Genomic DNA, 21,811 nt, shown 5'->3' on the forward strand with positions numbered 1-21,811 from the left:
AATATTGTTTACCATTTCAACAAGGACGCCCCCCAGGTGAAACCTCCACCAAAGGCGCAGAACATGACCAGATCATCCGGGGCCAGCAGGCCGGCCCGGTTGGCTTCATCCAAAGCGATCGGGATGGTGGCCGCCGATGTATTACCATATTTGTCCACATTAACATAGACTTTTTCCGGCGGCAGACCCAGGTGCTCAGCCAGGCTTTTGATAATCCGAATATTGGCCTGATGGGGGATCACCAGCCGCAAACTCTCGGCCTTTACCCCGGTGGCGTTGAGCACCCTGGTGACCGCGTCCTCCATGGCCCGCACCGCGTGACGGAAAACCTCCCGGCCCTGCATCCTGATGCTGGGGGAGGAGTCGTGATTGGGGCGCAGATCCCGATTGTGGCCCGGCGCCGCCTCCAGATGCAAAAGTTCCCACAGGGAGCCGTCGGCCATGAGCTTGCCGGCCAGATAGCCTCGCTCACCAGCACCACCGGTGACCAGGCAGGCCCCCGCCCCGTCGCCGAACAGCACACAGGTGTTCCGATCCTGCCAGTCAACCCGGCTGGAGAGGGTCTCGGCCCCAATCACCAGAATTTTCAACGAGGGATCGCTGCGAATATATTTATCTGCCAGATCAAGGGCATAGAGAAAGCCGGAGCAGGCGGCATTAAGATCGAAGGCAAAAGCCCGGACGGCCTTAAGTTCCTTCTGGACCAGGCAGGCACAGGATGGCATGGTCATATCGGGAGTGATGGTCCCAACCACGATCATATCCAGCTCGCCGGGATCAACCCCGGCCATGGCCAGGGCCTTGCGGCCGGCGGCGGCGGCCAGGCGTGAGGTTCCCTCGCCGGCCCCGGAGATGCGGCGGGTATTGATCCCGGTGCGGGAGGTGATCCACTCGTCGGAAGTTTCCACCATCCGCTCAAGATCCCGGTTGGTCAACACCCGGTCCGGCAGGGCCGAGCCGGTGCCGGCAATGATCGCCCGGCTCATGCGTCCGCCCCACCTTCGCTGAGCTCCTCGCTGGCTTCGGCATTTTTGGCCAGAAATCCGTCGGCGGCCAACAGATCGGTGATGTGATCGTTGACCCGGTTACGGACCATCTCCGCCGCCACCCGAATGGCGTTTTTAATCGCCACATCGTTGGAGCGACCGTGACAGACCACCCCGGTACCCTGCATCCCCAGCAGGGGCGCCCCGCCATATTCGGCATAATCGACCCGGCGGCGAAAAGCGGTAAAGGCCTCCCGGGCCAAAAGATAACCGATCTTGGCGGAAAGCCTCTTTTTAATCTCATCCCCCAGCATGGCGATCACCGCCTCGGCCAACCCCTCGCTGAGCTTGAGGCAGACGTTGCCGACAAAACCGTCGCAGACGATGACGTCGACATCACCCTTAAAGGTTTCGCGACCTTCGACATTACCGATGTAGTTGAGGGAACTTTGCTTAAAAAGCTGGTGGGATTTCTTGACCAGGATATTACCCTTGCCGCCCTCCTCGCCGATGCTGAGCAGACCGATGCGGGGGCGTTCGATATTGAACAGCACCCGGGAAAAGGCGGCGGCCATCACCCCGAACTCAAAGAGGTGGCGAGGGCGGCAGTCCACGTTGGCCCCGACATCCATCATCACCACCGGCCCCTTGAGGGTGGGGAAGGCGCTGGCGATGCCGGGTCGGGAGATGCTGTCCAGCCGGCCTAAATACTTCAAAGCCGCGGCCATGGTGGCCCCGGAGTTGCCGGCGGAGACCACCGCTTCCACCTTGCCCTCTTTATGGAGGGCAAAGGCGCGCATGATCGAGGAGTCCTTCTTGCGGCGGATGGCGTCAAAGGGCGACTCATCCATGCCGATCACCTGGCTGGTGTGTACCACCTCAAGCAGGGCGGCCTCGGCGGGCGAACAGCCGGAAGCGGCAATGGCGGCCCGAATCCGGGCCTCATCGCCCAGGAGGGTGACGCTCACCTTTTCCTGACGCACCGCCAGGACCGCCCCGTCCACCATCTCCCCGGGGCCCCGATCGCCCCCCATGGCGTCCAAAGCAATGCGCAACTGGCCGGCCATCTCTTACCCGATTATTCTTCGTCCAGCTTGATAACCGAGCGGCCCTTGTAGGAACCGCAACCGGGGCACAAACGATGGGGCATCTTCGGTTCACCGCATTGGGCGCAGGTGGAAACCGTGGGTACCCCCAGGGCATCGTGGGCCCGGCGGGTCCGGGTCCGGGAATGGGAATGTCTTCTTTTGGGCAGAGCCATCTTCTTAAACCTCCAAATTAAACAGCATCCAGGCGGCTTCCGGTCTGAAAGCCTTGCAACCGCCGCCAAAGCGGCGACCAAACAACATTATTTCAACTTTAAATGCCGCAAGGCGGCAAAGGGTGAATCCTTCCCCCCACCCTGACAAGCGCAGGATGGGTCCCGGTTCAGGTCCGCGCCGCAGGAGGGGCACAGCCCCCGGCACTCCTCCCGGCACAGGCGTTTGAGCGGCAGGGCCAGGTAGAGCTGCTGGGCCAGCAGCTCGGCCACGTCCACCAAGGGCTGTGAAAGCTCGATGGTCTCCATCTCGTCAAGATGGCAAAGATGCTCCGCCCCCGCCACCACCGGCTGGTCCAAGGGATCGACCAGTTCCAGCTTGACCTGAAAAGTGCTTTGCAAGTCAAACGGATAGCTCTCCAGACAACGGTCACAAGGGAGCAGGACCGTGGCCGCCAGCTCACCGGCCACGGTTACCCGATCACCCTCCCGCTGGAGACTAACCTTGGCCAGCAGCGGACCACGATGCTGCAGATCGTGACCGGGAAACCACGATTGATCACCAACCTCAAAAAACAACCCCTGGCGGGGAATCTCATCAAATCTGATCTGCATGGCGAAAGTCGATGGCACCACGGCGTGATTACCGAAACGGGCAACTATAGAATATTCAGCTGATCTGTCAAGGAGTTTCCTTGGGCAACAACCGACGGGCGACGGCCAACAACCCATCAATCAGGCGATGCTCGGCCACAAACCAGGAGAGCAAAGCCATGACCAGCACAAAATTAACGCTGTAAAGACGGAACTCCAGGACCAGAGCCGACGCCGCCTCCGGCCCGTCGATCACCACCCCCAAGGGGAAGGCGACCAGGCCGGAAAAGAGCAGCAGATAACCGATCATATGGACAAAAAAGAGCAGAAAGGTGGTGGTGTAGCCGGGGGTAACCCGCTCCAGATGGCGGGCCAGGATGCTCCGCCAGCGGCTGAAAAAATGGGCCGCCAGGCCAAAACCAAGCCCCAGGGGCAGGGCGGCCAGCAAGGCCAGAGCGGCCGGGGAAGGCGGCAGGCGCCGGGAAACCACGAAATAGAGGAGCAACAGGAAGTTCAGCAGGGCATAGCCCAGGGCCACCCGCACCAGGGCGCGGCCAGCCGGTTTCTCTCCCCCTTGGCGGGGCGGGACGGAGGAGGGCAGGGCAAGCGCGGCATCTACCAGGGAGCGCAGGCGGGCGCCAAAACCTTTCAAAGAATCCATGAGAGCCGGTTGGCGGCGCTGTGCAAGCGGTGACGCATTACCGTGATGATCCGGGTCAGCAGCTTTAGGGCCAGGGCTTGATCCTCCTGGCAAAGGCGCAGAAAATTGGCGCGGGACAAGACCAGCAAGCGGGTCTCGGTGACTGCGGCCACAACCAGATCCCGCTCCCCACCGCTGACCAGCCCCCCCTCCCCCACCATCCCCCCCGGCTCCAGTTCGGCCAGCAGGGTATAGCGGCCGGGAAACAGCGAAGACTTCTTCACCGCCACCTTACCGGCCAGGACAAAAGCCATCCAGTCGGCGGGATCGCCTTCAGCCATCACGGTTTCATCGGCGGCAAACCTTTTTTCGACGCACAGGGCCGCCAGGGTCCGGGCCTCCTCCCGGTCCAGAAAAGCCAGGGCCGCCATGGCATCGAGCGGAGCAATCTTAACCGCCGCCGGCTCCGGGTTGCCACCAGGGTGCGTCATCATCAGGGCTCCAGGCCTTCGCCGGTGGTGATCTGTCTCTTCATCCGACTGATCAGCTCATCATAGGAGTAAGGGTCAAACTGGGTGCGAAAGTTGCGAACCAGACTGACCCCCTCGATATCGACATCGTATACCATCCAGCGATCATCCCGCTCCAGCAGCTTGTAATTGACCGCCACCCGCTGCTGGGCACTGGTCATAAAATCGGTCTGCACCATGGCGAAGCGGTTTCCCCGGCGATCTTCTCGGATCTCCTGGTCCTTTATCTCCACCTTCTCCCCGGAGTAACTGTCCACCTGGTCGATGTAGTTTTTTTCCAGAAACTGCTTGAAGATTTCGACAAAGTCGCGCCGCTGCTCGGGGCTCAACTCGCGCCAGCGCGGGCCCAGGGTTCGCATGGAGATCTCGTTGAAATCAAAAAACTTCTCCACCTCCTTAACCACCAGCCGGTGCCGCTGCTCCCGGGCCTCGGGGGCCGCCAGGGCGGGGTCGGTCAGAATGGCGACGATCTCATCCACCGCCTGCTCCACCGTGGCCCGGGGCTCAAAACCCATGGTGGCCCGAGCTTCCTGGGCGACGCTCAAGGCCGCCAGCAGCAGCCAGAGGGGTAAAACAGCGGCCCGCAACAGTTGAGCGGACAGCGACCGGATACCGGTTAAGCAATTCCCCATCTTGAACATGATCGTAATCTCCACCAGAAGGATCTAACGGTTGAAAGGCCAGATTGCCGGCGGTCCGATGTTCTCAATCCGCTGCCGCCGACGCTCACGGACCTGGTTGCTACGGTACTGCCAGTAACCGTCCCGCACCGCCAGGTAAGGATCAAGCGATGATTCGACCAACCGCTCATATTCCCCCAGTCGAAACGAGACGGCGTTGACCGTGCTCAGGGAGTAAGCCCCGACCCCAAGCTCACTATCGGAGACAATCAGGTAAGGCAGGGGATTAAGATAGGAGTCCCCCACCATCCCGGCCGTGTCACGCAGACTGGAAGGCCCAAACATTGGCCAGTAGAGGTAAAAGCCGCCCCCCAAGCCGTAAACCCCCAGGGTTTGACCCAGATCGGCTTCACTGGGCTTGATGCCGAAGTTGCGGGAGGCGGAATCCACCAACCCCCCGATCCCGACGGTGGTGTTGATCGTAAAGCGCACCAGCTCGGTACCACTGGCTTTAAACCGGCCCTGCAAAAAATGGTTGACCACCCGGACCGGGGCCCGCAGGTTACGGAAAAAAGAACCGATACAGATCCTGATCTCCTGGGGAACCGTATTGGCATAGCCGGTGGCCACCGGCTTCAAAACCCAGAAGTAGAGCCGATCATTGATCACGAAAGAGACCCGGTTCAGCGGCTCCAGGGGGTCAGCCAGGGTTTTAGTGCCCCCGGAGCCGTCAACCCAGGGGTCGTCGGCCCAAGGATCATCGGCCCAGTCCTCTTCAACCAGCGGCTCCGGGCCGGCGGCAACCACGGCAGCCGGCGAACCCAGCGAGGCGCCGATCAGCCAGCAACCCAGCAGGAGATACAACCGCCGTTTCACACGCCACCGAAAATATATTTACTGACCAACTCCTCAAGGTCCAGGGCCGATTCGGTTTCCATCAGCCAATCACCATCGGCCAGCACCATATCGGAGCCGCCAGGCGTGATACTGATATATTTTTCCCCGATGATCCCCTGGGTCTTGATCGAGGCGATGGCGTCATCGGTGAGCTCCACCTCTCGGTCGATATACATGGTCACCAGGGCCCGCTGCCGCTGGCCCAGCTCAATCCGGGCCACCCGACCCACCGCCACCCCGGCGATCTCCACCACCGCCCCCCGCCGCAAGCCGGAAATACTGCCGAACTCGGCATGGACCTGGTACTGCCGCTTGGTGGAAAAGGGAGAAAATTCGCCCAGGTTGACCGAAAGGTAGACAAAGGAGAAAAAACCCGCCAGGATAAAGAGCCCCACCACCAGATCAAGATTCTTTTTATCAGCCATTTTCCAGATCCCTGCTCGTGTATATGTTGCCCATGGTTATCTGCACAAAGTGCCGGATTTCCGGATCATCGCTGCGCTGAATAGCCTCGGGACCGGCAAAACTCTTGGCCTTGCCCGAACCCATGATGATCACTTGGTCGGCCAGGTTGTAAATTTTGGGAATATCATGACTGACTATCACCGAAGTGTAGCCGAACTTGCGCTGGGTTTCGAGAAAAAGCCGGTAGATCTCCAGCGATTTCTCCGGGTCCAGGCCGGTGGTCGGCTCATCGAAGAGCATGATTTTCGGCTCCAGCATCAAGGCCCGGGCCAGCCCCACCCTTTTCTTCATTCCGCCGGAAAGCTGGGCGGGAAACTTCTCCTCGTGGCCGTTAAGCCCCAACTGCTCCAGAGTACCCAAGACCTTGCCCCGGATCTCCCCCCCATTCAAGCCGGTCCGCTCCTCCAGTGGCAGGGCCACGTTGTCAAACACGGTCAGGGAGTCCAGCAGGGCAGCGCCCTGGAAAAGCACCCCGAAATTCATCCGCAGTTCGTTAAGTTGCCGCCCGGACAGGCTGCCGACATCCCGCCCCAGAACCCACACCCGCCCGGAATCGGGTTTAAGCAAACCCAGGATCAGCTTGAGAGTGACGCTCTTGCCCTGACCGCTGGCCCCGGCAATCACCGTGGTCCGCCCGTTGACGATGGAGAAATCAACCCCGTCCAGCACCTTTTGGCTGCCAAATGACTTACTGACCTTTTCAAAGCGGATGATCTCACTCACAACAGCACCGCCGTCAACAGATAGTCCCAGACCAGGACGGAGATGGAGGAGAAGACCACCGCCTGGGTGGTGACCCGGCTCACCCCCTCGGCCCCGAAACCGGCCCCCCGGATCACGTGGACAAAGTAGCCGCGGGCGGTGCAGATCCAGACCACCAGCAGGGCGAAGACGAAGGATTTGATCACCCCCATCCGGATATCCTGATTGACCACGCTCAGTTCCATACCGGAGAAATAGGAGCCGGCGTTGACCCCCAGTAACACCACCCCCGCCACGTAACCGCCGAAAATCCCCACCACGTTGAAGATCAGGGTCAGCAGCGGAATCGAGATCATGGTGGCCAGCAGTTTGGGGGCGATCAGATAGCGGAAGGGATCCACCGCCATGCATTCCAGGGCATCAAGCTGCTCGGAGTTGCGCATGATGCCGATCTCGGCGCACATGGCCGAACCGGCCCGGCCGATCACCATCAGGGCGGTAAGCACCGGCCCCAACTCACGGATCAGGGAGAGGGCCACCGCCGAACCCAAGGCCCCTTCGGCCCCGAATTTCCGCAGGGTGTAATAGCCCTGCAAACCCAGAACCATCCCGGTGAAGGCGGCGGTGAAGAAGATGACGAAAAAGGAGTTGGCCCCGATCAACCGGGTCTGACGCACCACCTCCCGCCAGCGGAAGGGGCGCTGAAAAATGGCGCCCAGGGCCCGGGCCAGGAAAACGCCCATCCGCCCCAGATCCTGCACAAGATATATGGTACGTTCGCCCAAGCGTTGGATTTGTGCCAGCATGGTTATGATTTCCTGGATCGGAGCTTAGCGCGCGGGGCCTCAAGAGAAAGTGGAGCATAGTCCCCGGCGGCGGCGATTGTCAAGCAAATCCTCCCCCGGCCAGGAGGGCCAAAAAAAAGGAGATCGCAGCCACCAGCGGCCACAACCTCCTGATCAGTTCCACAATGGCGGGGTTGACGGGGCTCGAACCCGCGACCTCTGGCGTGACAGGCCAGCAGGAATCCAATACAACTTACTGTTTTATTGCTGTTTTAAAAAAAACAATTTATTATATGGACCAATCCTGGACCACTCCCAATAAGATTGGGCTAACCAATGAGGGCAAAATGGCAACATTCGATAAGCGTGGACCTTACCAAATCAGAGCCAGAATCCGCAAGAGAGGACATGGCGTTATCACCAAAACCTTCAACAACATGAGTGACGCCCGCGCTTGGGCGCTGGAAGTCGAGGCAGCCCTGAACCGCGACGACTATATTCCAGCCACCGCCGCTAGGGCCACAACAGTCCGCGAGGCTCTTAATCGCTACCGAGACGAAATTTTTCCTCGACTTGCCGCCGGTGGCGAATTTGAGAAAGCCCGGGTCCAGCGGCTGATAGAGGCCCTTGGCGACCTTTCATTGTCTGCCCTGGACACCGCTCACGTTGCCCAATACCGCGACAAGCAACTCAAGGCCGGACTGGCCGCCCAGACCGTCAAGCACGACCTTGGCCTGCTCAACCGGGTGCTCAAGTGCTGCGTGATGGATTGGGGGATACCGTTGCCGCGCGGTATCGTCACTGCCCAAGTGCGCAAGCCGGCCCTGCCCAACGGTCGTGACCGGCGGCTGGTCGAAGACGAAGAGGAGCGGCTGCTGGCCGCTGCCGAGGCCTCCCGTAGTCAGGAGATCGGCCCAATCATCGTTATTGCTCTGGAAACTGGCGCCAGGCGGGGCGAAATACAAAACATGACCTGGAAGCATATCAATCTGGCCGCCGGCACCTGGCATATCCCGATTACCAAAACCGGCGTTCCCCGCACCGTACCATTGACCAACCGGGCAATGGAAATATTACAGGCCCGCCCCCACCGAATCGACGGCCGAGTATGGTCCACACAGCGGCGCGACGGAATTACCCAGGCATTCACCCGCGTCTGTCGCCGGGCCGGCATAGAAAACCTGCGTTTTCACGATCTGCGCCACGAGGCCACCAGCCGATTCTTTGAGCGGGGGTTGAACATGATGGAGGTGGCCGCGATCACCGGCCATAAATCGCTGTCGATGCTCAAGCGGTACACCCACCTGCGGGCTGAGGATTTGGCGGTCAAGCTGCGAGCGATGAGGCAATCACAATCTGCTTAAAAGGCAATCCGCCCTTCCTTCATTTTTTCTTCTTGTTGTACGAAATTGGTTCCACAGTGCGACATCGCTGTTCGACCTGAAAGCCAACCTGCTCAATTAACTCGTCTGACAGCACCCTTTCACCCCTTGGTTTGGCCAAAAATGCAGGGTTCTTGGAGTTGAACACCACCATGTCTCTTTCCTGGCGCTCTATATACCAACCAGGTAAAGCCAGGGCAGGCAACACTGCTATCGGTTTGCCAACCGCACTACGCAGCCAATTTGCCAACCAATTTGCCTGGCGTTTTGCCTGAGCAATCGGTTCGGTTTCGGTCCAGTCGGGAAACCGAAGGCTCTTGCCATCATAAACCACTCGAACATCCTCAGCCCCACGCCCCTTATCCGGCTTGGCCCTGCCTTTGGTTTCCACGGCGTAGACCCCGGCCGGACTAACAACAACATGATCTATGTTGAATCCCTCACCAGGAACATCGTGATAAACACGGCAGCCATGCAGCATAAGCTGGTTCAGCTCCTGGCCCACAGCCATCTCGCACTCAAAACCTAGCCGGAGATTGTGCCGTTTCCGCCAAATGCGCACTATTTGTACGCAGAAATAGATCATGAACCCTAAGAGTGTCAGCACGTTCAGAAGTAACGTACCGAAGGTGGGACCTTTTTGTAACAAAAAGTACTGAATTAGCAGCTGAGTCCCCCATACAAAAGGGAAAAAAACGAGCATGGAAATGTGGCTCACAAGATCAAAGCTGAGATCTTCTACCTGTTCACGCAAAGATTCCCCAGGATTGCGCAACAAATCACGGGTCAGAGGGTTTCTACGGCCACGTTGATGCCATTTTTTTGTAATGACAAACAAGACCAGCAACAGACCGAAAAATACAGCGATGACTACAACAGGCAAGAACTGGACAAGGTAATCGGCCAAATTGAATCACCACGCTGATGTTTAAAGCAACAAGGGAACCATTACCCCACCCAAAAAGGGTAAATGACTTTCCTGTCAAAACTTCTCCGCCACTGCGACCGTGGCAATCTAATAACAGTTAGGCCAAAAGGGCCAGGGCTCCCCTCCCCCCTCCCTTTAGCCACCGACCACATCCTTATTTTTGCCGCCAAGTTGCATTCGCAACAACTCGTTTTCGGCCTTTAATTTACTGATGTCGGCCTGTAGCCGCCGTATGTCCTGCTGGATATGGTGCTGCGCATCCAAAACCTGTTTCGCGAGTTCCTTGTATCCCAGAGCCTCGTTCAGTGCCGACAAACTGACATTGATGGCCTGCACCATCATCTGGTCGCCTGAACTATAGATTCGATCCAGCATGGCGTAGCCTTCTCTGGATTCGGCCACAGCCAGTTCTCTGCGTTCTCCTGCGACCGAGTCAACCAGCTTGTCTGCATAGGACACCGTCCTACGAGAACTGGGGCGGGGTTCTCTGTCCGACATCGACCGAGTACTCTCAAAAACCATGCTCCCCTTTCCGGTCATCAGCCAGTCCTGGCTACACCCAAATTCATACTGAATCAGCTTAGCCAGTTCTGGTTTAATCTCAGTTATCCCTCGCTCCATATTGGAAATGGGCTTGTAGGTAGGTATCCCAAGTTTCTCAGCAAACTCTTTCTGAGAAACCCCTATATGTTCCCTAAATTCCAATAATCGTTTGCCTTGACTTCGGCGAATCTGACTCGTGTTTTTTTCGCTTGACACGTTATCCCTCATTGGGTATCCAATATCCATGACCGGATATAAACCGCTCCAGATTAGGGCCAAACTTGTGGCCCTGGGCATCACAGGCGCAGACATAGGAAGAACGCTGAATGTCTCTCGCCAGGCCGTATGTGAAGTAATTTACGGCAAAAAAAAAACTACCGAATCAGAAAAGCCATCTCATCTGCGATCAAAATACCGGTGGACGATTTGTGGCCTCCAGATTTGGATAAAAAAACACCCCGCCCCCCGTCCAAAAAGAGAAAAAGGACGAAAAAATGATAGGAAGAAGGGTGGCACCGAGATCGTATCAGAGGGCGGGGGTCTTTTCAACCTGTTTCACTTCGACACAGTGGGACAAAAATTTACCCCCACAACAAAAAGATGAGGTGTCCCAATGACCATCAAGCCGGCAATTACAGCCGACGAGCTGGTTACTTTGGACGAACTGTCCAAGGTTACGAAGATACCAAAAAAAACCTGGAGCAACTGGATTGCCGCTGGCAAAAGCCCGCTGCGGCCGCTCAAAATCGTCGGCCATGTCCGCTTCCGGGGTGCGGATGTACTCGGATTAATCAGGGGCGAAGTGTCCATTCCCCCCAAAAGGGGGCGTGGACGCCCAACCAAAGCTGAACAGATTGCACGTCAACGCAGTGAACAGGCCGCCGCAGAAAGAATCGAAAAAACAGTGATAGGTACTTTGCACCCATAGTTATGAAAACTTTTCCAAGAGCCAAAATATACACCCCGGACCAGATTCGCCAGATCCGGCAAGGCTTGCGTGACAGCCGCTCCGAATTTGCCCGACGCTTCCTGGTCAGTACTGAAACGGTAAAGGGGTGGGAAATCGGCCGCCGCAACCAGCAGGGTCCGGCCCTGGTGATCATGCAGCAACTGGAGGCCATCGCCGACGAGAAAAAAAGGCAACGCATAGGCACTCTGAAAAATATCAGGAGGCGCGACCATGCCTGAGATCAAGACCTTAACCGTCGCCGAATTCCACGAAGCCCTCAAAGCCCAAGGGGTTTCCAGAAATGAGGACCTGGCTTTCATCTGCCCGATCTGCGGCACCATCCAGGACGCAACGGATCTGATCGCCGCCGGCGCCGGCAAAACCTTCGACGAGGTTGAGAGATACCTGGGCTTTTCCTGCGTGGGCCGCTGGACCGGCTCGGGTCCTCACAAAAAGGGCACCGAACCCGGCTACGGGTGCGACTGGACCCTCGGCGGCCTGTTCGCGCTGCACAAGCTGGAGGTGGTCACCGAAGACGGCAAATGCCACCCGCGCTTCATGCCGGCCACCAAAGAGCAGGTCCAGGAACACGTGGCTTCACGGTGGTGGCGGCACAGTGGGCGTACAAAACCCAGCAGGTAGGGACATAAAAAGTCCCGTGGTGGTCAACTCACACTGAATTCAAAAATTTAAACGGCACTACGAAGAGATACACAACGAACATAAAGAATATATGGAACACCAAACCTGTAACGGCAACGTGGATTGAATGCCAACCCGAGAACGGTCGCGAAGGAGACCAACCGTGCAGCTGCAACAGAGCAAGCCAACCAAACTAGATCCTGAGCCGGGAACGCTCACCATCAAGGATTGCCCGGATCATGCTCATGTTGCCCCGAATATCTGCTTCCGCTCCCCCTTGTTCGGGGTTTGCGATCAGCGCAAACCGCTTTCGGTGATGGATTTGCCGGTGGCAACCGTGGGCGACAAGGAAATCAGTTACTCGGGATTCCGGCTATCCCAAAGCGACTTGGATATTTTCGCCCACCTTATCCGCTTGGCCCGAGAGCGCCAGGACGAAACCGGCTGGGGTCAATGCAGTATGTATGAAATTTTGAAGGCCACGGGCCGTTGCAGAGGCAAAAACCCCCGGCAGGCCGTCATGATGTCAATGAAACGGCTGACAGCCTCGGCCCTCAGCATCACCTTCACCGAGCCGAAAACAAAACGGCGATACTCATATTTTGGCCCGATGGTCCACGATTTTCTGTACGACCACGAAGCGGAAACCTATCGCTTCCGCATCAATACCCACGTTGCCGAACTGTTTGGTTTTGGCTGGACAAAAATCGAGTGGGAACAGCGCCTGGCTCTGAAAGGCGATCTCGCCAAGTGGCTGCACGGCTACTATGCCAGCAGCCACAAGAAAGTATATCCAGTAACAGTCGAAAAAATCCGCTCACTGTGCGGTTCTGGAATAAGCCAGTTAAAAGTGTTCCGCGCCCGCCTCAAATCCGCCATGGAGGCTATCAAAGCCGTCGGCTGTATTACAGGCTGGCACATTGATGACCATGATCGTGTCCATGTCTCTTTTGACGCCGTTCCCCTGCTAGATCAGGAACCAAACCCCGACAACGAACTTCCCGCCGATCTACGCGAATACATCGACAAGGTTGTGCGTCCCAAGGCCGAACAGGCCGAAGACCCGGAAGCCTATATCGCCGGCACCATTCGACGCATATCCGCCCAGGGCGGCCTTAACAGCTTGGACCTGGAAGCCCTCCAGCGGGCCAGTAGCACTCTGGAGGCCAGCCCGAGCAAACCCGGTCCCGCCGCCGCCCCGCCCAAAGTAGCTAACGAAACACTACCCCCCGCGTCGCCGGGCAACGATACGCCCCTCCCGCCCGGCGACGTACCCCAGGCATGGATCACGGCCCGCGAGGCGATAAAAGAGCAGTTGTCCGACTCGGTTTTCAATCTGTGGATTGAACCCTTGGTCGCCAGAGAAGCCGGAAACCGTATTGTTCTGTACGGCCCGGACAGGTTTTTCTGTTCCTGGGTGGCCGACAAATATCTGCCAACAATCCAAACGGCCCTGACAAGAGCCAACAGCGAATCGGTCAAGATCAGCTTCAGCGTCATGGGGGACATTGAGTAACCGCATGGGGGACATCGAGTAACCGCATGGGGGACATTGAGTAACCGCATGGGGGACATCGAGTAACCGCATGGGGGACATTGAGTAACCGCATGGGGGACATCGAGTAACCGCATGGGGGACATTGAGTAACCGCATGGGGGACATCGAGTAACCGCATGGGGGACATTGAGTAACCGAAAACATCAAATAAAATCGTTTTATCAGCAATTTGCGCGCCCTAAAAAGAAAAGAAAAAGAAAAGAAAAAAACCACCACCCCCCTACCCCCCATTCGCCCATTTTGCCACCCAGGAGGAGGTGGTGGTGGTGGAGGTGGTGGTTTTGAAAATTGAAAAGGAGATTTTTTGATGCCCCTGAAAGCCCCCTTCCCCTACTTCGGCGGCAAGGCCCGGATAGCCGACATGGTTTGGCAATACCTGGGTGATATCCCCAACTACATCGAGCCCTTCGCCGGCTCCCTGGCCGTACTGCTGGCCAGGCCATCCACCCCGAAGGTGGAAACGGTCAACGACGCCGATTGCATGATCTGCAACTTCTGGAGGTCCGTCAAAGCCGACGCTACTGCGGTAGCCCAACATGCCGACTGGCCAGTGAACGAAGCCGACCTGCATGCCAGGCACCACTGGCTGACCGCCCAACTACCTGACCTCCAGGATCGACTGTTCCAAGACCCGGAGTATTTCGACGCCAAGATCGCCGGTTGGTGGGTCTGGGGTGTCTGCGCCTGGATCGGCGGCGGCTGGTGCTCATTCAAGAGCCAGTACCAACCACTCCCCCACCTCGCCAACGGCGGCCGGGGTGTCCACGCCCTGACCCGCCCGGATCTGCCGACCATGTTCAAGGCCCTGGAAAACCGGCTGCGCCGGGTCCGGGTCTGCTGCGGCGACTGGACCCGAGTGCTGGGAGACTCGGTAACGGTGGCCAACGGCATCACCGGCATCTTCCTGGACCCGCCCTATGCCGGTGATCGCGACACCACTTACGGGGTGGATAACCGAGAAATCGCCGCGCAGGTGCGGGATTGGGCCATCGCCAATGGCGACAATCCCAAGCTGAGAATCGCCCTGTGCGGCTATGACCAGGGCGAACTGATGCCGGCCGGCTGGCAGGAGGTTTCTTGGGAGGGTGCCGGCTATGGCCGCAGGGGAAACAAGAGGGGCAAGGCAAACCTCACCAGGGAGCGGGTCTGGTTCAGCCCGCATTGCCGCCGCAACCTGACGCTGTTTGAAGTCAATACCGCCGTCTATTCGAACCAGACCAAGGGTTGCCTCCAGGCCGCCTGAGAGCTGTTTTTGCCAAGCCACGGGGAAGGGGGCAAAAACACACCTGATCGCTCGCCAGGGGCAAAGCAAACCGGCCTGCAGGCACTACATCGACAGGCTGCCCAGCCGCCATAACCGCAAAGCACATCGAAACACGAGGGAGGTGTTTTGGGTGAACAGTGCTGTACCGACCAAAGAAACCGATCCGCAACTACACCCTGACCGGTGGTGGGCTGTGCAAGAGTGGGTCGATTCCCATGTCGTGCTTATCAAGCACATCGCCGAACCATACAGGCGTTACATGGCGTCGGACTTCGACGACTTGCGCCAGGAAGCGTATCTGGCCGCCCATGAGGCGCTGGTGGCACTGGACGCTGCCGGGGTGGTGACGGCCGACACCAGCCATCCGGAGTTCCCTGCCTATTTCCGGGTCAAGATGCGAAACCACTGCATCGCATTGTCCTCAGTCGGACAAACGCCAAACAAATTCGACCCGGAGCGTGTGCCTGTACCGGGGGTCGAACACCTCCTGGAAAAAATCGAGGAAGAAAAAATTAGCCACGATCTGGCTCTGCGCCAGGCCCGTCTGCTGCCAGACCGGCAGAAGCAAGTGGCCATGTGGGTACTCACCCAGCCTTATCCTGTGTCGAACCAGGAAATATCGGCCCGATTCAACCTGTGCGACCGCTACGTGCGCCAGGTCGTGAACTGGAGCAGCGACACCATTGCCGCCAGATCAAAAATCTTTCACCCAATGGAGATATAAATGCCGAGCATCTACGAATTTTCCCGCACCAGCAAAATGCCTGCAAAAATATTGCGCCACCTGCGAGACAAGGGGCTGATCAGCGATCCCTTGGTCAAGAAGGACTTCACCCGGCTGAATTTCCTTGAGGCCATATGGTGCGATGCGAACGTGGTGCGATCAATGCTCGCTCAGTTTGCCAAGCCCTGCCGGCGCCGACTGATTGAAACAGCGGATTTTGACTCCAAGGTCGAGCGCTACGCCTATTCGCGGTATCGGAACCAACCTCCGAGGAAAAAGCTGTCCACCAAGGAAATCAACGAAGTTTTGCAGGAAAACTTCGGCACCACGTTACCCCTTGATGTGCTGCAAAGGATCAGAAAACGCGCCCAACAATCCCGCTGGCGGGAAAAAAAACGGGCCGGGGACCAAGCGCAAAACCCTTAACAAGCATCTACTTAACTGCATGTTAAAGAAATAAGAAAGTACCTTATGTTTGCCGAAAATCTCACCTGCCGTCACTCCGACCAGATCACAAAGACCAGCTCCAGGTTTTCTACACAGCACAAAGGGCATCCCCCCACGACGCAACCGCACCGAGATTTTTGCCCAGCCCCCAACTTTTTTCTCCGGCCCCGGATAAAAGGGGATAAGAGGCGCAGTTTTTTTCGGGCCACCCCCAACTTTTTTCTCCGGGCCCGGATAAAAGGGGTTGAAGGCAATAGTTGCTCCCTCCTTCTGCTGTCTTCGTCACGGCGCATTACCATTCCCCCTTGATCGGGACCGGCGCTGGCGCCGTCGCCGGCCCCGATCAACTCGCACCAAGGGTGGATTGATGCGGTTGAAGAGCTTGAGCATAACCGGTCTGGCAATAGGGCTGATTCCGGCGACAGCAGCCGCGGCTCTGGACATCCGCCAGACCGAACACACGTACCACATGGCCGTGACCCGGGACGTCACCCGTCCGGCCTTTGTGATCGGGGATTTTTCGACCCGCCGCTCGCCAGCAGCACCGGCCATTGCCCAGCGGTCGGTGCTGCCGTCGCTGACGATCCGGGTGACGGGGCAGCCGATGCCGGCGGCCGGCTTCGGCTCCGCCAACTGCGTCATGCCGGTGGTTCATTTCCCCCTGGGCTCTGCCGATCCGCACGACTTCGGCCGGGAAACCATCACGGCCCTGCAAGCCTGCGGGATCTCCGACGCCACCCAGCTCTTGGTAACCGGCTACACCTGCGACCTGGGCCCGGTCGAGTTCAACCTTGACCTGGCCCGCCGGCGGGCGGAACGGGTGGCGGCCCTGCTGGCCGGCCAAGGCTATGACCAGGTGGAGATCGAGGCGGCGGGAGCCACCCGGTTCATCACCCATGATCCGGCCCGGCGGCACCTCAACCGCCGAGTGGAAATTCAAAATCAGGAGTTCAAGTAATGCGAAAAAAACTGGCACTTCTGGCCCTGCTGCTGACCGTCAGCGCCACCCCGGCCCCGGGTTCGACGCCGACCGAGAGTGCGGCGGCATCCCTGCGCCAAACCTTTGCCAACTTCGAGTTTCAGGAAGTCCGGGAAACCCCGGTGGCGGGGCTTTTCGAGGTCATTTCGGAGCAAAACATCCTGTACTACGCCCCGGCCTCCGGCCACCTGATCTTCGGGGAAATCTGGGATCAGAGCGGCACCAACCTCACCGACGAAAGCCGGGAGGAGCAAGCGGCCAGGTTGATCGCCGCCCTGCCCCTGGACAAAGCGATCAAGGTCGGCGATGGCCCGGTAAAGGTCGTCGAGTTCTCCAACCCCGATTGCGGCCACTGCCGTCGGGCTTCCAGCTTCTTTGCCGATCGCAAAGACGTTGCCCGCTACGTCTTCCTGGTCGATTTCGGCAACGAAAAGACCACGGCCAAGAACCGCTACATCCTGGCCGCTGCCGACCAGGCCGCGGCCTATCAGGAGGTGATGTCGGGAGCGAACAGCCCTGCCGTCTCCTCTCCGGCCGGAAAAGCGGACCAGCTCCTGGCCGAACACCGGCAGCTCGCCGCCCGAATGGGGGTCAGAGGCACCCCGCAGTTCTGGATCGAGGGCACTCATGTCAGGGGAGCGGACCTTCCCGCCATCGAGGCCCTGCTGGCGGAGATTGAACCTCGCCGATAACCGTTGCTCAACCGCTCCGTCATGTGACGGGGTATTTAAAACTTCACCACAAGGAGAAGAGACAATGAAGCAGAACACCCCCACCACCCCCATCCACGAGGAAACCCGCCACAACCGCAAGGTCGTCCTGGCAGCCATGGCTTGCTGCGCCGTAGTGCTGGCCGCCGGCCAGGCCGCAGCTTTCACCGCGCCGGTGGCTGGCTCCTTCGCCTATGACCTCTACGATGTCGGCGTCAACGGCGTACTCAAGGGCCCCATCGGGTTCGTTGCCGGTGTCGGGGCCATGGCCGGCGCGGCGTTTCTGGCCTTCCGCCAGATGATCCTGCCGGCCGCCGGGACCGTATTGGGTGGCGTATTCATGCTGAAAGCCGACGCCGTGGTGGAAACCTTGGGCATGATGGTCATCTGATGCAGAACCTCTCCAGGCCATTTCCGCAGTACCTGTCCAAGCCGATCCAGGTGCTGTGGTTCGAGCCCGACGACATGGTGGTCATTATGTCCACGTTTGTCCTGGGTCTGGTCTATGGCGGGGTGGCCTGGCTGGCCGTACTGGCCGGGCCACCTCTTTTCATCCACCTGAAAAAGAGCAAGCCACGCGGCTACCTGATCCACCTGCTGTACGTCGTCGGCCTGCTGAGAATGAAGGGATACCCGGCATACTTCGAGAAGGAGTTCCACGAGTGAACCTAAAAGTATTCCTGCAGAAGAGCCAGAACCTGTACCTGGAGAACCGTCTGCTGAAGTTCGCCATAGCTGTTCTGGCCATCGCCGTGGTCTTCAACTCGATGATGGTCCAGCGTGCCCTCAAGTACCAGCGGACGGTACTGATCCCACCCACCCTGACCGGCACCATCGAGTTTGTCGAAGGCCGACCCAGCGACAACTATCTGCGGGACATGGCCCGGCGTATTACCAGCCTGGCCGCCACCTACTCACCGCCCACGGTTCGCCGGCAGTTTGACGAACTGCTGGCCTTCTACGCCCCGGAAGCTTACCCGTCGGCATCCAGCACCTGGTATGCCCTGGCCAGCCGGGTGGAGGCCGCCCAGGTAAGCACGGCCTTCTATCCCCAGAAAATCGTGGTCGGCAAAGACCGGATCGAGATCACCGGCTCCCACCGGCAATGGGCGGGCGACCGGATCACCGAAACCGGGCTGCGGACCTATGTCGCACAGTACCGCATCGAGGACGGGAGGTTTTACCTGTTGAGCTTCCTGGAGCAGTGGCAGGAGCGGGAGATCCAACGAGACGAGAAAACCAATGGCTAAAAACCGACTCCAATACCGCATTACCTGGCGGGCCATGCTGCACTGGATCAGCATGGCCCTGCTTGCCCTGCTGGCCACGCTGGCCGCTCCCTGGCTGGTTGCCTATGCCGGCAGCCAGGCCACCATGTCGTTCGTTCCTCCCCTGGAGGAACTGCTTACTGCCGTCATTTTCTGGAGCGGGCTGCTCCTGGCCGGCTACAACCTGGCGGCTGTCATCTATCACCGGCTGGCATACCGTTACATCGTTGACCGCGACAATGTCGCGGTGCGTTCCGGGATCATCGCCCGCAAGGTACTGAGCATCCGCCACAGACACATCCGGTCCATCGAGGTGCGCCAGTCGATCATGGAGCGGCTGCTGGGAGTCGGCAATGTCGAGATGGCCTCCGCCGCCACCGGCGACACCGAGGTCAAGTTCCGCTGGGTTGCTTCGCCGACGCGGATCAAGGAAGAGATCGAGAAGTGGATTCAGTCCAACCAGCAACCGGAAGTTGAGGGGGAATAGTATTGAAAAAGCAAATTACCATCCTGGCGCTGACCCTGCTGCTGACCAAAAGCCCGGGTGCTGTTGCCGCCGCCTTTCAAGCCGCGGCAACCATCCCTCCCGAGGTCACCACCGCGGTAGAGCTGTCCAACTCGGACATCAACCGGATCGTCTGCCCGGGCACCATGAGTGATCTGATTTTCTCGCGGGAAAAGGGCTTGGATGGCCACTTTTCCGGCAACAGCGCCTATCTGAAATTCCAGGTCAAAAAGCTGGACGAGGAGCTGATCCACGCGACCACCCCCAGCGAACTTTTTGTGGTCTGCAACAACACGGTCTATTCGCTGATAGCCACCCCCCGCAAAATTCCCTCGGTGACCCTGCGCCTGGCGCCGGCCCCGGGGGACGCGATCAAGCAGAACATCGCCCTGCACCAGTCAATGCCCCTGGAGCGGCGCACCCTGCAATTTATCAGGGAGGCCGCCACTGGTCATTACCCGTCCAGCTACCGGATCATGCAGGCCGACATTCAGATCCGGCTTTCGTCGGATCTCGACACCAGGCTTACCAGAGTGGTGGATATTGAGGGGGTCGGCCTGCGGCTCAAGGAGTTCAACGTCAAGTCGATTGCCGACACAGCCCTCGACCTGACCGAAACCGATTTTCTTACCCCGGAAACGGGTGATAACATCCTGGCGATTGCGATAGAGGATCACCGTCTGGCTCCGGCCGCGACCACCAGGGTGTTCATCGTCGAGCAAAAGGAGGCCGGCCGGTGAAACTCAAGGAGAAATTCGACAACTTGACTCCCGGCCAGAAGAAAGTGGTGGTCTGGTCGCTGCTCGGGGCGGTTTTTCTGCTGGTGACCGTCGTGGGATACAACTCGCGCTCTTCGGTCGCCCCATCGTCACAGGAGGGGCAAAAGACCCGCGAGATCACCCTGGAGCCAGACTTGCTGCAGAAAACCATGTTGCGGGAGCAGCGCATCGAGCTGGAAGAGATGCGGGACGAGTTGAAGCGTCTGCGGGACGAGCGGGAACGGGAGAGGAGGTCCCCGCTTCCACCTCCTGAGCAAACCTTGCCGGCGCAACCCCCCATCCCGTCGGCGGAAGACCTGGAGCAATTACCTCCGATGGCCGGCTCCTTCGGTAGCCGGTTCCCGCTGCCGCCGGGCCAACAATCCTCACCTCCCACCCCGCCACCTCCACCAAAACCCCCGGTGGAGCCGATGCTGATAGGGGCAATCGGGGTTATAACCAATACCACTGCGCCCCCGGCCGTGATTGAGGATAAAAAAAAAGAGAGGCGGACAGTCTATCTTCCCCCCTCGTTTATGGAGGCTCGCCTGCTGACGGGATTCGACGCTTCTACCTCGGGTTCGGGATCGAATAACCCTGAGCCCATCCTGCTCCGCATCCAGACCCCGGCGGTGCTGCCCAATGACATCAAAGCCAATTTACGTGGCTGTTTTGTGGTGGCCGAAGCCGTTGGCCGGCTGCACAAAGAGCGAGCCGATGTCCGTCTGGTGTCACTGAGCTGCCTGAGCAACAGCGGGGACGCCATCATCGATACCCCGATCAAGGGGTTCGTCACCGACTCGGATTCCAAGGTCGGCCTGGCCGGCCGGGTGGTATCCAAGATGGGAGCCACCTTGGCCCGGACAGTTATGGCCGGCATGATCGGCGGAGTTGGTGATGCCTTTAGCGCCGCCGCTAAAACCCAATCGGTTTCGGCCCTGGGAATCACCTCGGCCGTCGTTGACAGCGACGACCTGACCCGAGCCGCCATCGGTGGCGGAGTCAGCGAAGGGGCCAAAACCCTGGCCGACTTCTATCTTGACCTGGCCAAGCAGACCACTCCGGTCATCGAGGTAAACGCCACCAAGAACATCACCGTGGTCATTTCAGAGGGCAAAGAACTTGAAATTCGGGAGATCGCCAATGGAACGCTTTAAGGGAGCATGCACAGCTCTAATCCTGGCTCTGGCCGTGTCCGCCGGCGGCTGCGCCAAAATCCTCAACCCCTACGAAGAAAATTTTGTCTGCCGGGCCCCCGGGGATGATGGTCGCTGCCTGGATACCCCAACGGCCTACCAGGAAGCCATTACCGCCAACTCGTTTGATGATCCGGTGACACCGCCGCCGGCCAACGACTCCGCGAGCGAAAATCAAGCCTCAGCCCCGGCCAAAACACCGCGACAGGAAGCGCAAGCGATCCGTTACCGGCTGTTGAGCGACCTGCTGAATGAGCCGCAAACCCCGCTGCTGGAGCCGCCCAAGGTCCTGCGAGTCCTGCTGCTGCCCTATCGCGGCAGCGATGACGAGCTGTTCATGGCCCGCCACGTATTTATCAAGGTGGAGGAAGCCTCCTGGGTGCTGACCGACTTGATCGAGAAAGCGAGGTAACTGCTGATGTTCAGTCAGTTTATAAAAAACGCTGTCTTCGGTAGTAGGGCCGGCATCAGGCACGCGGAC

Annotated in this window: 31 protein-coding genes; 18 read left to right on the plus strand and 13 right to left on the minus strand. The window is 58.8% G+C overall.

Going from position 1 to position 21,811, the window contains the following annotated elements; genetic code table 11:
• Positions 1-8: 8 nt before the first annotated feature.
• The 11 genes from ACHHRT_RS01445 to ACHHRT_RS01495 form a co-directional block, all read right to left on the minus strand.
• Entirely contained in the window at positions 9-986 is a 978-nt protein-coding gene (locus tag ACHHRT_RS01445; protein WP_395496943.1) for a beta-ketoacyl-ACP synthase III, read from the minus strand.
• Positions 983-2,053 carry a phosphate acyltransferase PlsX gene (gene plsX, locus ACHHRT_RS01450; protein ID WP_395496945.1) on the minus strand — a complete coding sequence of 357 codons (1,071 nt, stop codon included), beginning with the start codon at positions 2,051-2,053 and terminating at the stop codon, positions 983-985. Before plsX ends, ACHHRT_RS01445 begins: the two co-directional genes overlap by 4 nt.
• Before the next feature lie 11 nt (positions 2,054-2,064).
• The gene (gene rpmF / locus ACHHRT_RS01455) at positions 2,065-2,247 is read right to left on the minus strand and encodes a 50S ribosomal protein L32 (protein ID WP_395496947.1); all 183 of its coding nucleotides are present in this window, start codon (positions 2,245-2,247) and stop codon (positions 2,065-2,067) included.
• Positions 2,248-2,334: 87 nt separating this feature from the next.
• Positions 2,335-2,859 carry a YceD family protein gene (locus ACHHRT_RS01460; protein WP_395496949.1) on the minus strand — a complete coding sequence of 175 codons (525 nt, stop codon included), beginning with the start codon at positions 2,857-2,859 and terminating at the stop codon, positions 2,335-2,337.
• Between the two features lie 67 nt (positions 2,860-2,926).
• Entirely contained in the window at positions 2,927-3,499 is a 573-nt protein-coding gene (locus ACHHRT_RS01465) for a hypothetical protein (RefSeq protein WP_395496951.1), read from the minus strand.
• Entirely contained in the window at positions 3,487-3,972 is a 486-nt protein-coding gene (locus tag ACHHRT_RS01470) for a cyclic nucleotide-binding domain-containing protein (protein ID WP_395496953.1), read from the minus strand. Before ACHHRT_RS01470 ends, ACHHRT_RS01465 begins: the two co-directional genes overlap by 13 nt.
• Positions 3,972-4,664 carry an MlaC/ttg2D family ABC transporter substrate-binding protein gene (locus ACHHRT_RS01475; RefSeq protein ID WP_395496955.1) on the minus strand — a complete coding sequence of 231 codons (693 nt, stop codon included), beginning with the start codon at positions 4,662-4,664 and terminating at the stop codon, positions 3,972-3,974. The genes ACHHRT_RS01470 and ACHHRT_RS01475 overlap by 1 nt, the downstream gene beginning before the upstream one ends.
• A 9-nt stretch (positions 4,665-4,673) precedes the next feature.
• A complete protein-coding gene (locus ACHHRT_RS01480; protein ID WP_395496957.1) occupies positions 4,674-5,504 on the minus strand; it encodes an MlaA family lipoprotein in 831 nt (276 codons plus the stop codon).
• Positions 5,501-5,950 (minus strand): outer membrane lipid asymmetry maintenance protein MlaD, encoded by a 450-nt coding sequence (mlaD, locus tag ACHHRT_RS01485; RefSeq protein WP_395496959.1) that lies wholly within the window; start codon positions 5,948-5,950, stop codon positions 5,501-5,503. The genes ACHHRT_RS01480 and mlaD overlap by 4 nt, the downstream gene beginning before the upstream one ends.
• Positions 5,943-6,713 (minus strand): ABC transporter ATP-binding protein, encoded by a 771-nt coding sequence (locus ACHHRT_RS01490; protein WP_395496961.1) that lies wholly within the window; start codon positions 6,711-6,713, stop codon positions 5,943-5,945. Before ACHHRT_RS01490 ends, mlaD begins: the two co-directional genes overlap by 8 nt.
• Positions 6,710-7,498: an MlaE family ABC transporter permease gene (locus ACHHRT_RS01495; RefSeq protein ID WP_395496963.1), complete on the minus strand. Its 789-nt coding sequence runs from the start codon at positions 7,496-7,498 to the stop codon at positions 6,710-6,712. Before ACHHRT_RS01495 ends, ACHHRT_RS01490 begins: the two co-directional genes overlap by 4 nt.
• 164 nt (positions 7,499-7,662) lie before the next feature.
• On the opposite strand from ACHHRT_RS01495, the gene ACHHRT_RS01500 reads away from it, so the two are divergent.
• Positions 7,663-8,841: an integrase gene (locus tag ACHHRT_RS01500; RefSeq protein WP_395496965.1), complete on the plus strand. Its 1,179-nt coding sequence runs from the start codon at positions 7,663-7,665 to the stop codon at positions 8,839-8,841.
• A 19-nt stretch (positions 8,842-8,860) separates the two neighbouring features.
• Here the strand turns inward: ACHHRT_RS01500 and ACHHRT_RS01505 are convergent, their stop codons facing one another.
• Together ACHHRT_RS01505 and ACHHRT_RS01510 are read right to left on the minus strand one after the other, a co-directional pair.
• The gene (locus ACHHRT_RS01505; RefSeq protein WP_395496967.1) at positions 8,861-9,766 is read right to left on the minus strand and encodes a nuclease-related domain-containing protein; all 906 of its coding nucleotides are present in this window, start codon (positions 9,764-9,766) and stop codon (positions 8,861-8,863) included.
• Positions 9,767-9,922: 156 nt separating this feature from the next.
• Positions 9,923-10,558, minus strand: coding sequence for a helix-turn-helix domain-containing protein (locus ACHHRT_RS01510; protein ID WP_395496969.1), 636 nt, complete (start codon positions 10,556-10,558; stop codon positions 9,923-9,925).
• Between the two features lie 16 nt (positions 10,559-10,574).
• Here ACHHRT_RS01510 and ACHHRT_RS01515 point away from each other — a divergent pair, with 16 nt between their 5' ends.
• The 17 genes from ACHHRT_RS01515 to ACHHRT_RS01595 all read left to right on the plus strand — a co-directional run bounded on the left by ACHHRT_RS01515 (position 10,575) and on the right by ACHHRT_RS01595 (position 21,742).
• Positions 10,575-10,934, plus strand: a complete 360-nt coding sequence (locus tag ACHHRT_RS01515) for a hypothetical protein (RefSeq protein ID WP_395496971.1) — start codon at positions 10,575-10,577, stop codon at positions 10,932-10,934.
• A gap of 9 nt (positions 10,935-10,943) precedes the next feature.
• On the plus strand, positions 10,944-11,258 hold the full coding sequence (locus ACHHRT_RS01520; RefSeq protein ID WP_395496973.1) for a helix-turn-helix domain-containing protein: 315 nt from the start codon (positions 10,944-10,946) through the stop codon (positions 11,256-11,258).
• Positions 11,259-11,260: 2 nt separating this feature from the next.
• Positions 11,261-11,518 (plus strand): helix-turn-helix domain-containing protein, encoded by a 258-nt coding sequence (locus ACHHRT_RS01525; protein WP_395496975.1) that lies wholly within the window; start codon positions 11,261-11,263, stop codon positions 11,516-11,518.
• The gene (locus ACHHRT_RS01530) at positions 11,511-11,921 is read left to right on the plus strand and encodes a VVA0879 family protein (protein WP_395496977.1); all 411 of its coding nucleotides are present in this window, start codon (positions 11,511-11,513) and stop codon (positions 11,919-11,921) included. The genes ACHHRT_RS01525 and ACHHRT_RS01530 overlap by 8 nt, the downstream gene beginning before the upstream one ends.
• Before the next feature lie 163 nt (positions 11,922-12,084).
• Positions 12,085-13,437 (plus strand): plasmid replication initiator TrfA, encoded by a 1,353-nt coding sequence (gene trfA / locus ACHHRT_RS01535; protein ID WP_395496979.1) that lies wholly within the window; start codon positions 12,085-12,087, stop codon positions 13,435-13,437.
• Positions 13,438-13,786: 349 nt separating this feature from the next.
• Positions 13,787-14,722 carry a DNA adenine methylase gene (locus tag ACHHRT_RS01540; protein ID WP_395496981.1) on the plus strand — a complete coding sequence of 312 codons (936 nt, stop codon included), beginning with the start codon at positions 13,787-13,789 and terminating at the stop codon, positions 14,720-14,722.
• Positions 14,723-14,873: 151 nt separating this feature from the next.
• A complete protein-coding gene (locus tag ACHHRT_RS01545; RefSeq protein ID WP_395496983.1) occupies positions 14,874-15,467 on the plus strand; it encodes a sigma-70 RNA polymerase sigma factor region 4 domain-containing protein in 594 nt (197 codons plus the stop codon).
• Entirely contained in the window at positions 15,468-15,893 is a 426-nt protein-coding gene (locus tag ACHHRT_RS01550; protein WP_395496985.1) for a hypothetical protein, read from the plus strand.
• 388 nt (positions 15,894-16,281) lie between these two features.
• Entirely contained in the window at positions 16,282-16,872 is a 591-nt protein-coding gene (locus tag ACHHRT_RS01555) for an OmpA family protein (protein WP_395496987.1), read from the plus strand.
• A complete protein-coding gene (locus tag ACHHRT_RS01560) occupies positions 16,872-17,585 on the plus strand; it encodes a DsbC family protein (protein WP_395496989.1) in 714 nt (237 codons plus the stop codon). Before ACHHRT_RS01555 ends, ACHHRT_RS01560 begins: the two co-directional genes overlap by 1 nt.
• A gap of 64 nt (positions 17,586-17,649) precedes the next feature.
• Positions 17,650-17,994, plus strand: a complete 345-nt coding sequence (locus tag ACHHRT_RS01565) for a hypothetical protein (protein WP_395496991.1) — start codon at positions 17,650-17,652, stop codon at positions 17,992-17,994.
• Positions 17,994-18,269: a type IV conjugative transfer system protein TraL gene (gene traL / locus ACHHRT_RS01570; RefSeq protein ID WP_395496993.1), complete on the plus strand. Its 276-nt coding sequence runs from the start codon at positions 17,994-17,996 to the stop codon at positions 18,267-18,269. The genes ACHHRT_RS01565 and traL overlap by 1 nt, the downstream gene beginning before the upstream one ends.
• Positions 18,266-18,853, plus strand: a complete 588-nt coding sequence (locus ACHHRT_RS01575) for a type IV conjugative transfer system protein TraE (RefSeq protein WP_395496995.1) — start codon at positions 18,266-18,268, stop codon at positions 18,851-18,853. Before traL ends, ACHHRT_RS01575 begins: the two co-directional genes overlap by 4 nt.
• Positions 18,846-19,358 carry a PH domain-containing protein gene (locus ACHHRT_RS01580; protein WP_395496997.1) on the plus strand — a complete coding sequence of 171 codons (513 nt, stop codon included), beginning with the start codon at positions 18,846-18,848 and terminating at the stop codon, positions 19,356-19,358. Before ACHHRT_RS01575 ends, ACHHRT_RS01580 begins: the two co-directional genes overlap by 8 nt.
• Before the next feature lie 2 nt (positions 19,359-19,360).
• On the plus strand, positions 19,361-20,116 hold the full coding sequence (locus ACHHRT_RS01585) for a TraK domain-containing protein (RefSeq protein ID WP_395496999.1): 756 nt from the start codon (positions 19,361-19,363) through the stop codon (positions 20,114-20,116).
• Complete coding sequence (locus ACHHRT_RS01590) at positions 20,113-21,291, plus strand: TraB/VirB10 family protein (RefSeq protein WP_395497001.1); 1,179 nt, start codon at positions 20,113-20,115, stop codon at positions 21,289-21,291. The genes ACHHRT_RS01585 and ACHHRT_RS01590 overlap by 4 nt, the downstream gene beginning before the upstream one ends.
• Positions 21,278-21,742, plus strand: coding sequence for a TraV family lipoprotein (locus ACHHRT_RS01595; protein ID WP_395497003.1), 465 nt, complete (start codon positions 21,278-21,280; stop codon positions 21,740-21,742). The genes ACHHRT_RS01590 and ACHHRT_RS01595 overlap by 14 nt, the downstream gene beginning before the upstream one ends.
• The last annotated feature ends 69 nt before the right edge of the window (positions 21,743-21,811 follow it).

This window comes from Desulfurivibrio modestus, assembly GCF_044068625.1.
Taxonomy (GTDB): Bacteria; Desulfobacterota; Desulfobulbia; order Desulfobulbales; family Desulfurivibrionaceae; genus Desulfurivibrio.

Coding starts and splice junctions, on each gene's coding strand:
- ACHHRT_RS01560 (WP_395496989.1), top strand. CDS start 16,872: ATGCGAAAAAAACTGGCACTTCTGGCCCTGCTGCTGACCGTCAGCGCC.
- plsX (WP_395496945.1), bottom strand. CDS start 2,053: ATGGCCGGCCAGTTGCGCATTGCTTTGGACGCCATGGGGGGCGATCGG.
- ACHHRT_RS01550 (WP_395496985.1), top strand. CDS start 15,468: ATGCCGAGCATCTACGAATTTTCCCGCACCAGCAAAATGCCTGCAAAA.
- ACHHRT_RS01595 (WP_395497003.1), top strand. CDS start 21,278: ATGGAACGCTTTAAGGGAGCATGCACAGCTCTAATCCTGGCTCTGGCC.
- ACHHRT_RS01580 (WP_395496997.1), top strand. CDS start 18,846: ATGGCTAAAAACCGACTCCAATACCGCATTACCTGGCGGGCCATGCTG.
- ACHHRT_RS01495 (WP_395496963.1), bottom strand. CDS start 7,498: ATGCTGGCACAAATCCAACGCTTGGGCGAACGTACCATATATCTTGTG.
- ACHHRT_RS01500 (WP_395496965.1), top strand. CDS start 7,663: ATGGCGGGGTTGACGGGGCTCGAACCCGCGACCTCTGGCGTGACAGGC.
- mlaD (WP_395496959.1), bottom strand. CDS start 5,950: ATGGCTGATAAAAAGAATCTTGATCTGGTGGTGGGGCTCTTTATCCTG.
- rpmF (WP_395496947.1), bottom strand. CDS start 2,247: ATGGCTCTGCCCAAAAGAAGACATTCCCATTCCCGGACCCGGACCCGC.
- traL (WP_395496993.1), top strand. CDS start 17,994: ATGCAGAACCTCTCCAGGCCATTTCCGCAGTACCTGTCCAAGCCGATC.
- ACHHRT_RS01525 (WP_395496975.1), top strand. CDS start 11,261: ATGAAAACTTTTCCAAGAGCCAAAATATACACCCCGGACCAGATTCGC.
- ACHHRT_RS01515 (WP_395496971.1), top strand. CDS start 10,575: ATGACCGGATATAAACCGCTCCAGATTAGGGCCAAACTTGTGGCCCTG.
- ACHHRT_RS01520 (WP_395496973.1), top strand. CDS start 10,944: ATGACCATCAAGCCGGCAATTACAGCCGACGAGCTGGTTACTTTGGAC.
- ACHHRT_RS01555 (WP_395496987.1), top strand. CDS start 16,282: ATGCGGTTGAAGAGCTTGAGCATAACCGGTCTGGCAATAGGGCTGATT.
- ACHHRT_RS01465 (WP_395496951.1), bottom strand. CDS start 3,499: ATGGATTCTTTGAAAGGTTTTGGCGCCCGCCTGCGCTCCCTGGTAGAT.
- ACHHRT_RS01530 (WP_395496977.1), top strand. CDS start 11,511: ATGCCTGAGATCAAGACCTTAACCGTCGCCGAATTCCACGAAGCCCTC.
- ACHHRT_RS01510 (WP_395496969.1), bottom strand. CDS start 10,558: ATGAGGGATAACGTGTCAAGCGAAAAAAACACGAGTCAGATTCGCCGA.
- ACHHRT_RS01470 (WP_395496953.1), bottom strand. CDS start 3,972: ATGATGACGCACCCTGGTGGCAACCCGGAGCCGGCGGCGGTTAAGATT.
- ACHHRT_RS01565 (WP_395496991.1), top strand. CDS start 17,650: ATGAAGCAGAACACCCCCACCACCCCCATCCACGAGGAAACCCGCCAC.
- ACHHRT_RS01460 (WP_395496949.1), bottom strand. CDS start 2,859: ATGCAGATCAGATTTGATGAGATTCCCCGCCAGGGGTTGTTTTTTGAG.
- ACHHRT_RS01445 (WP_395496943.1), bottom strand. CDS start 986: ATGAGCCGGGCGATCATTGCCGGCACCGGCTCGGCCCTGCCGGACCGG.
- ACHHRT_RS01540 (WP_395496981.1), top strand. CDS start 13,787: ATGCCCCTGAAAGCCCCCTTCCCCTACTTCGGCGGCAAGGCCCGGATA.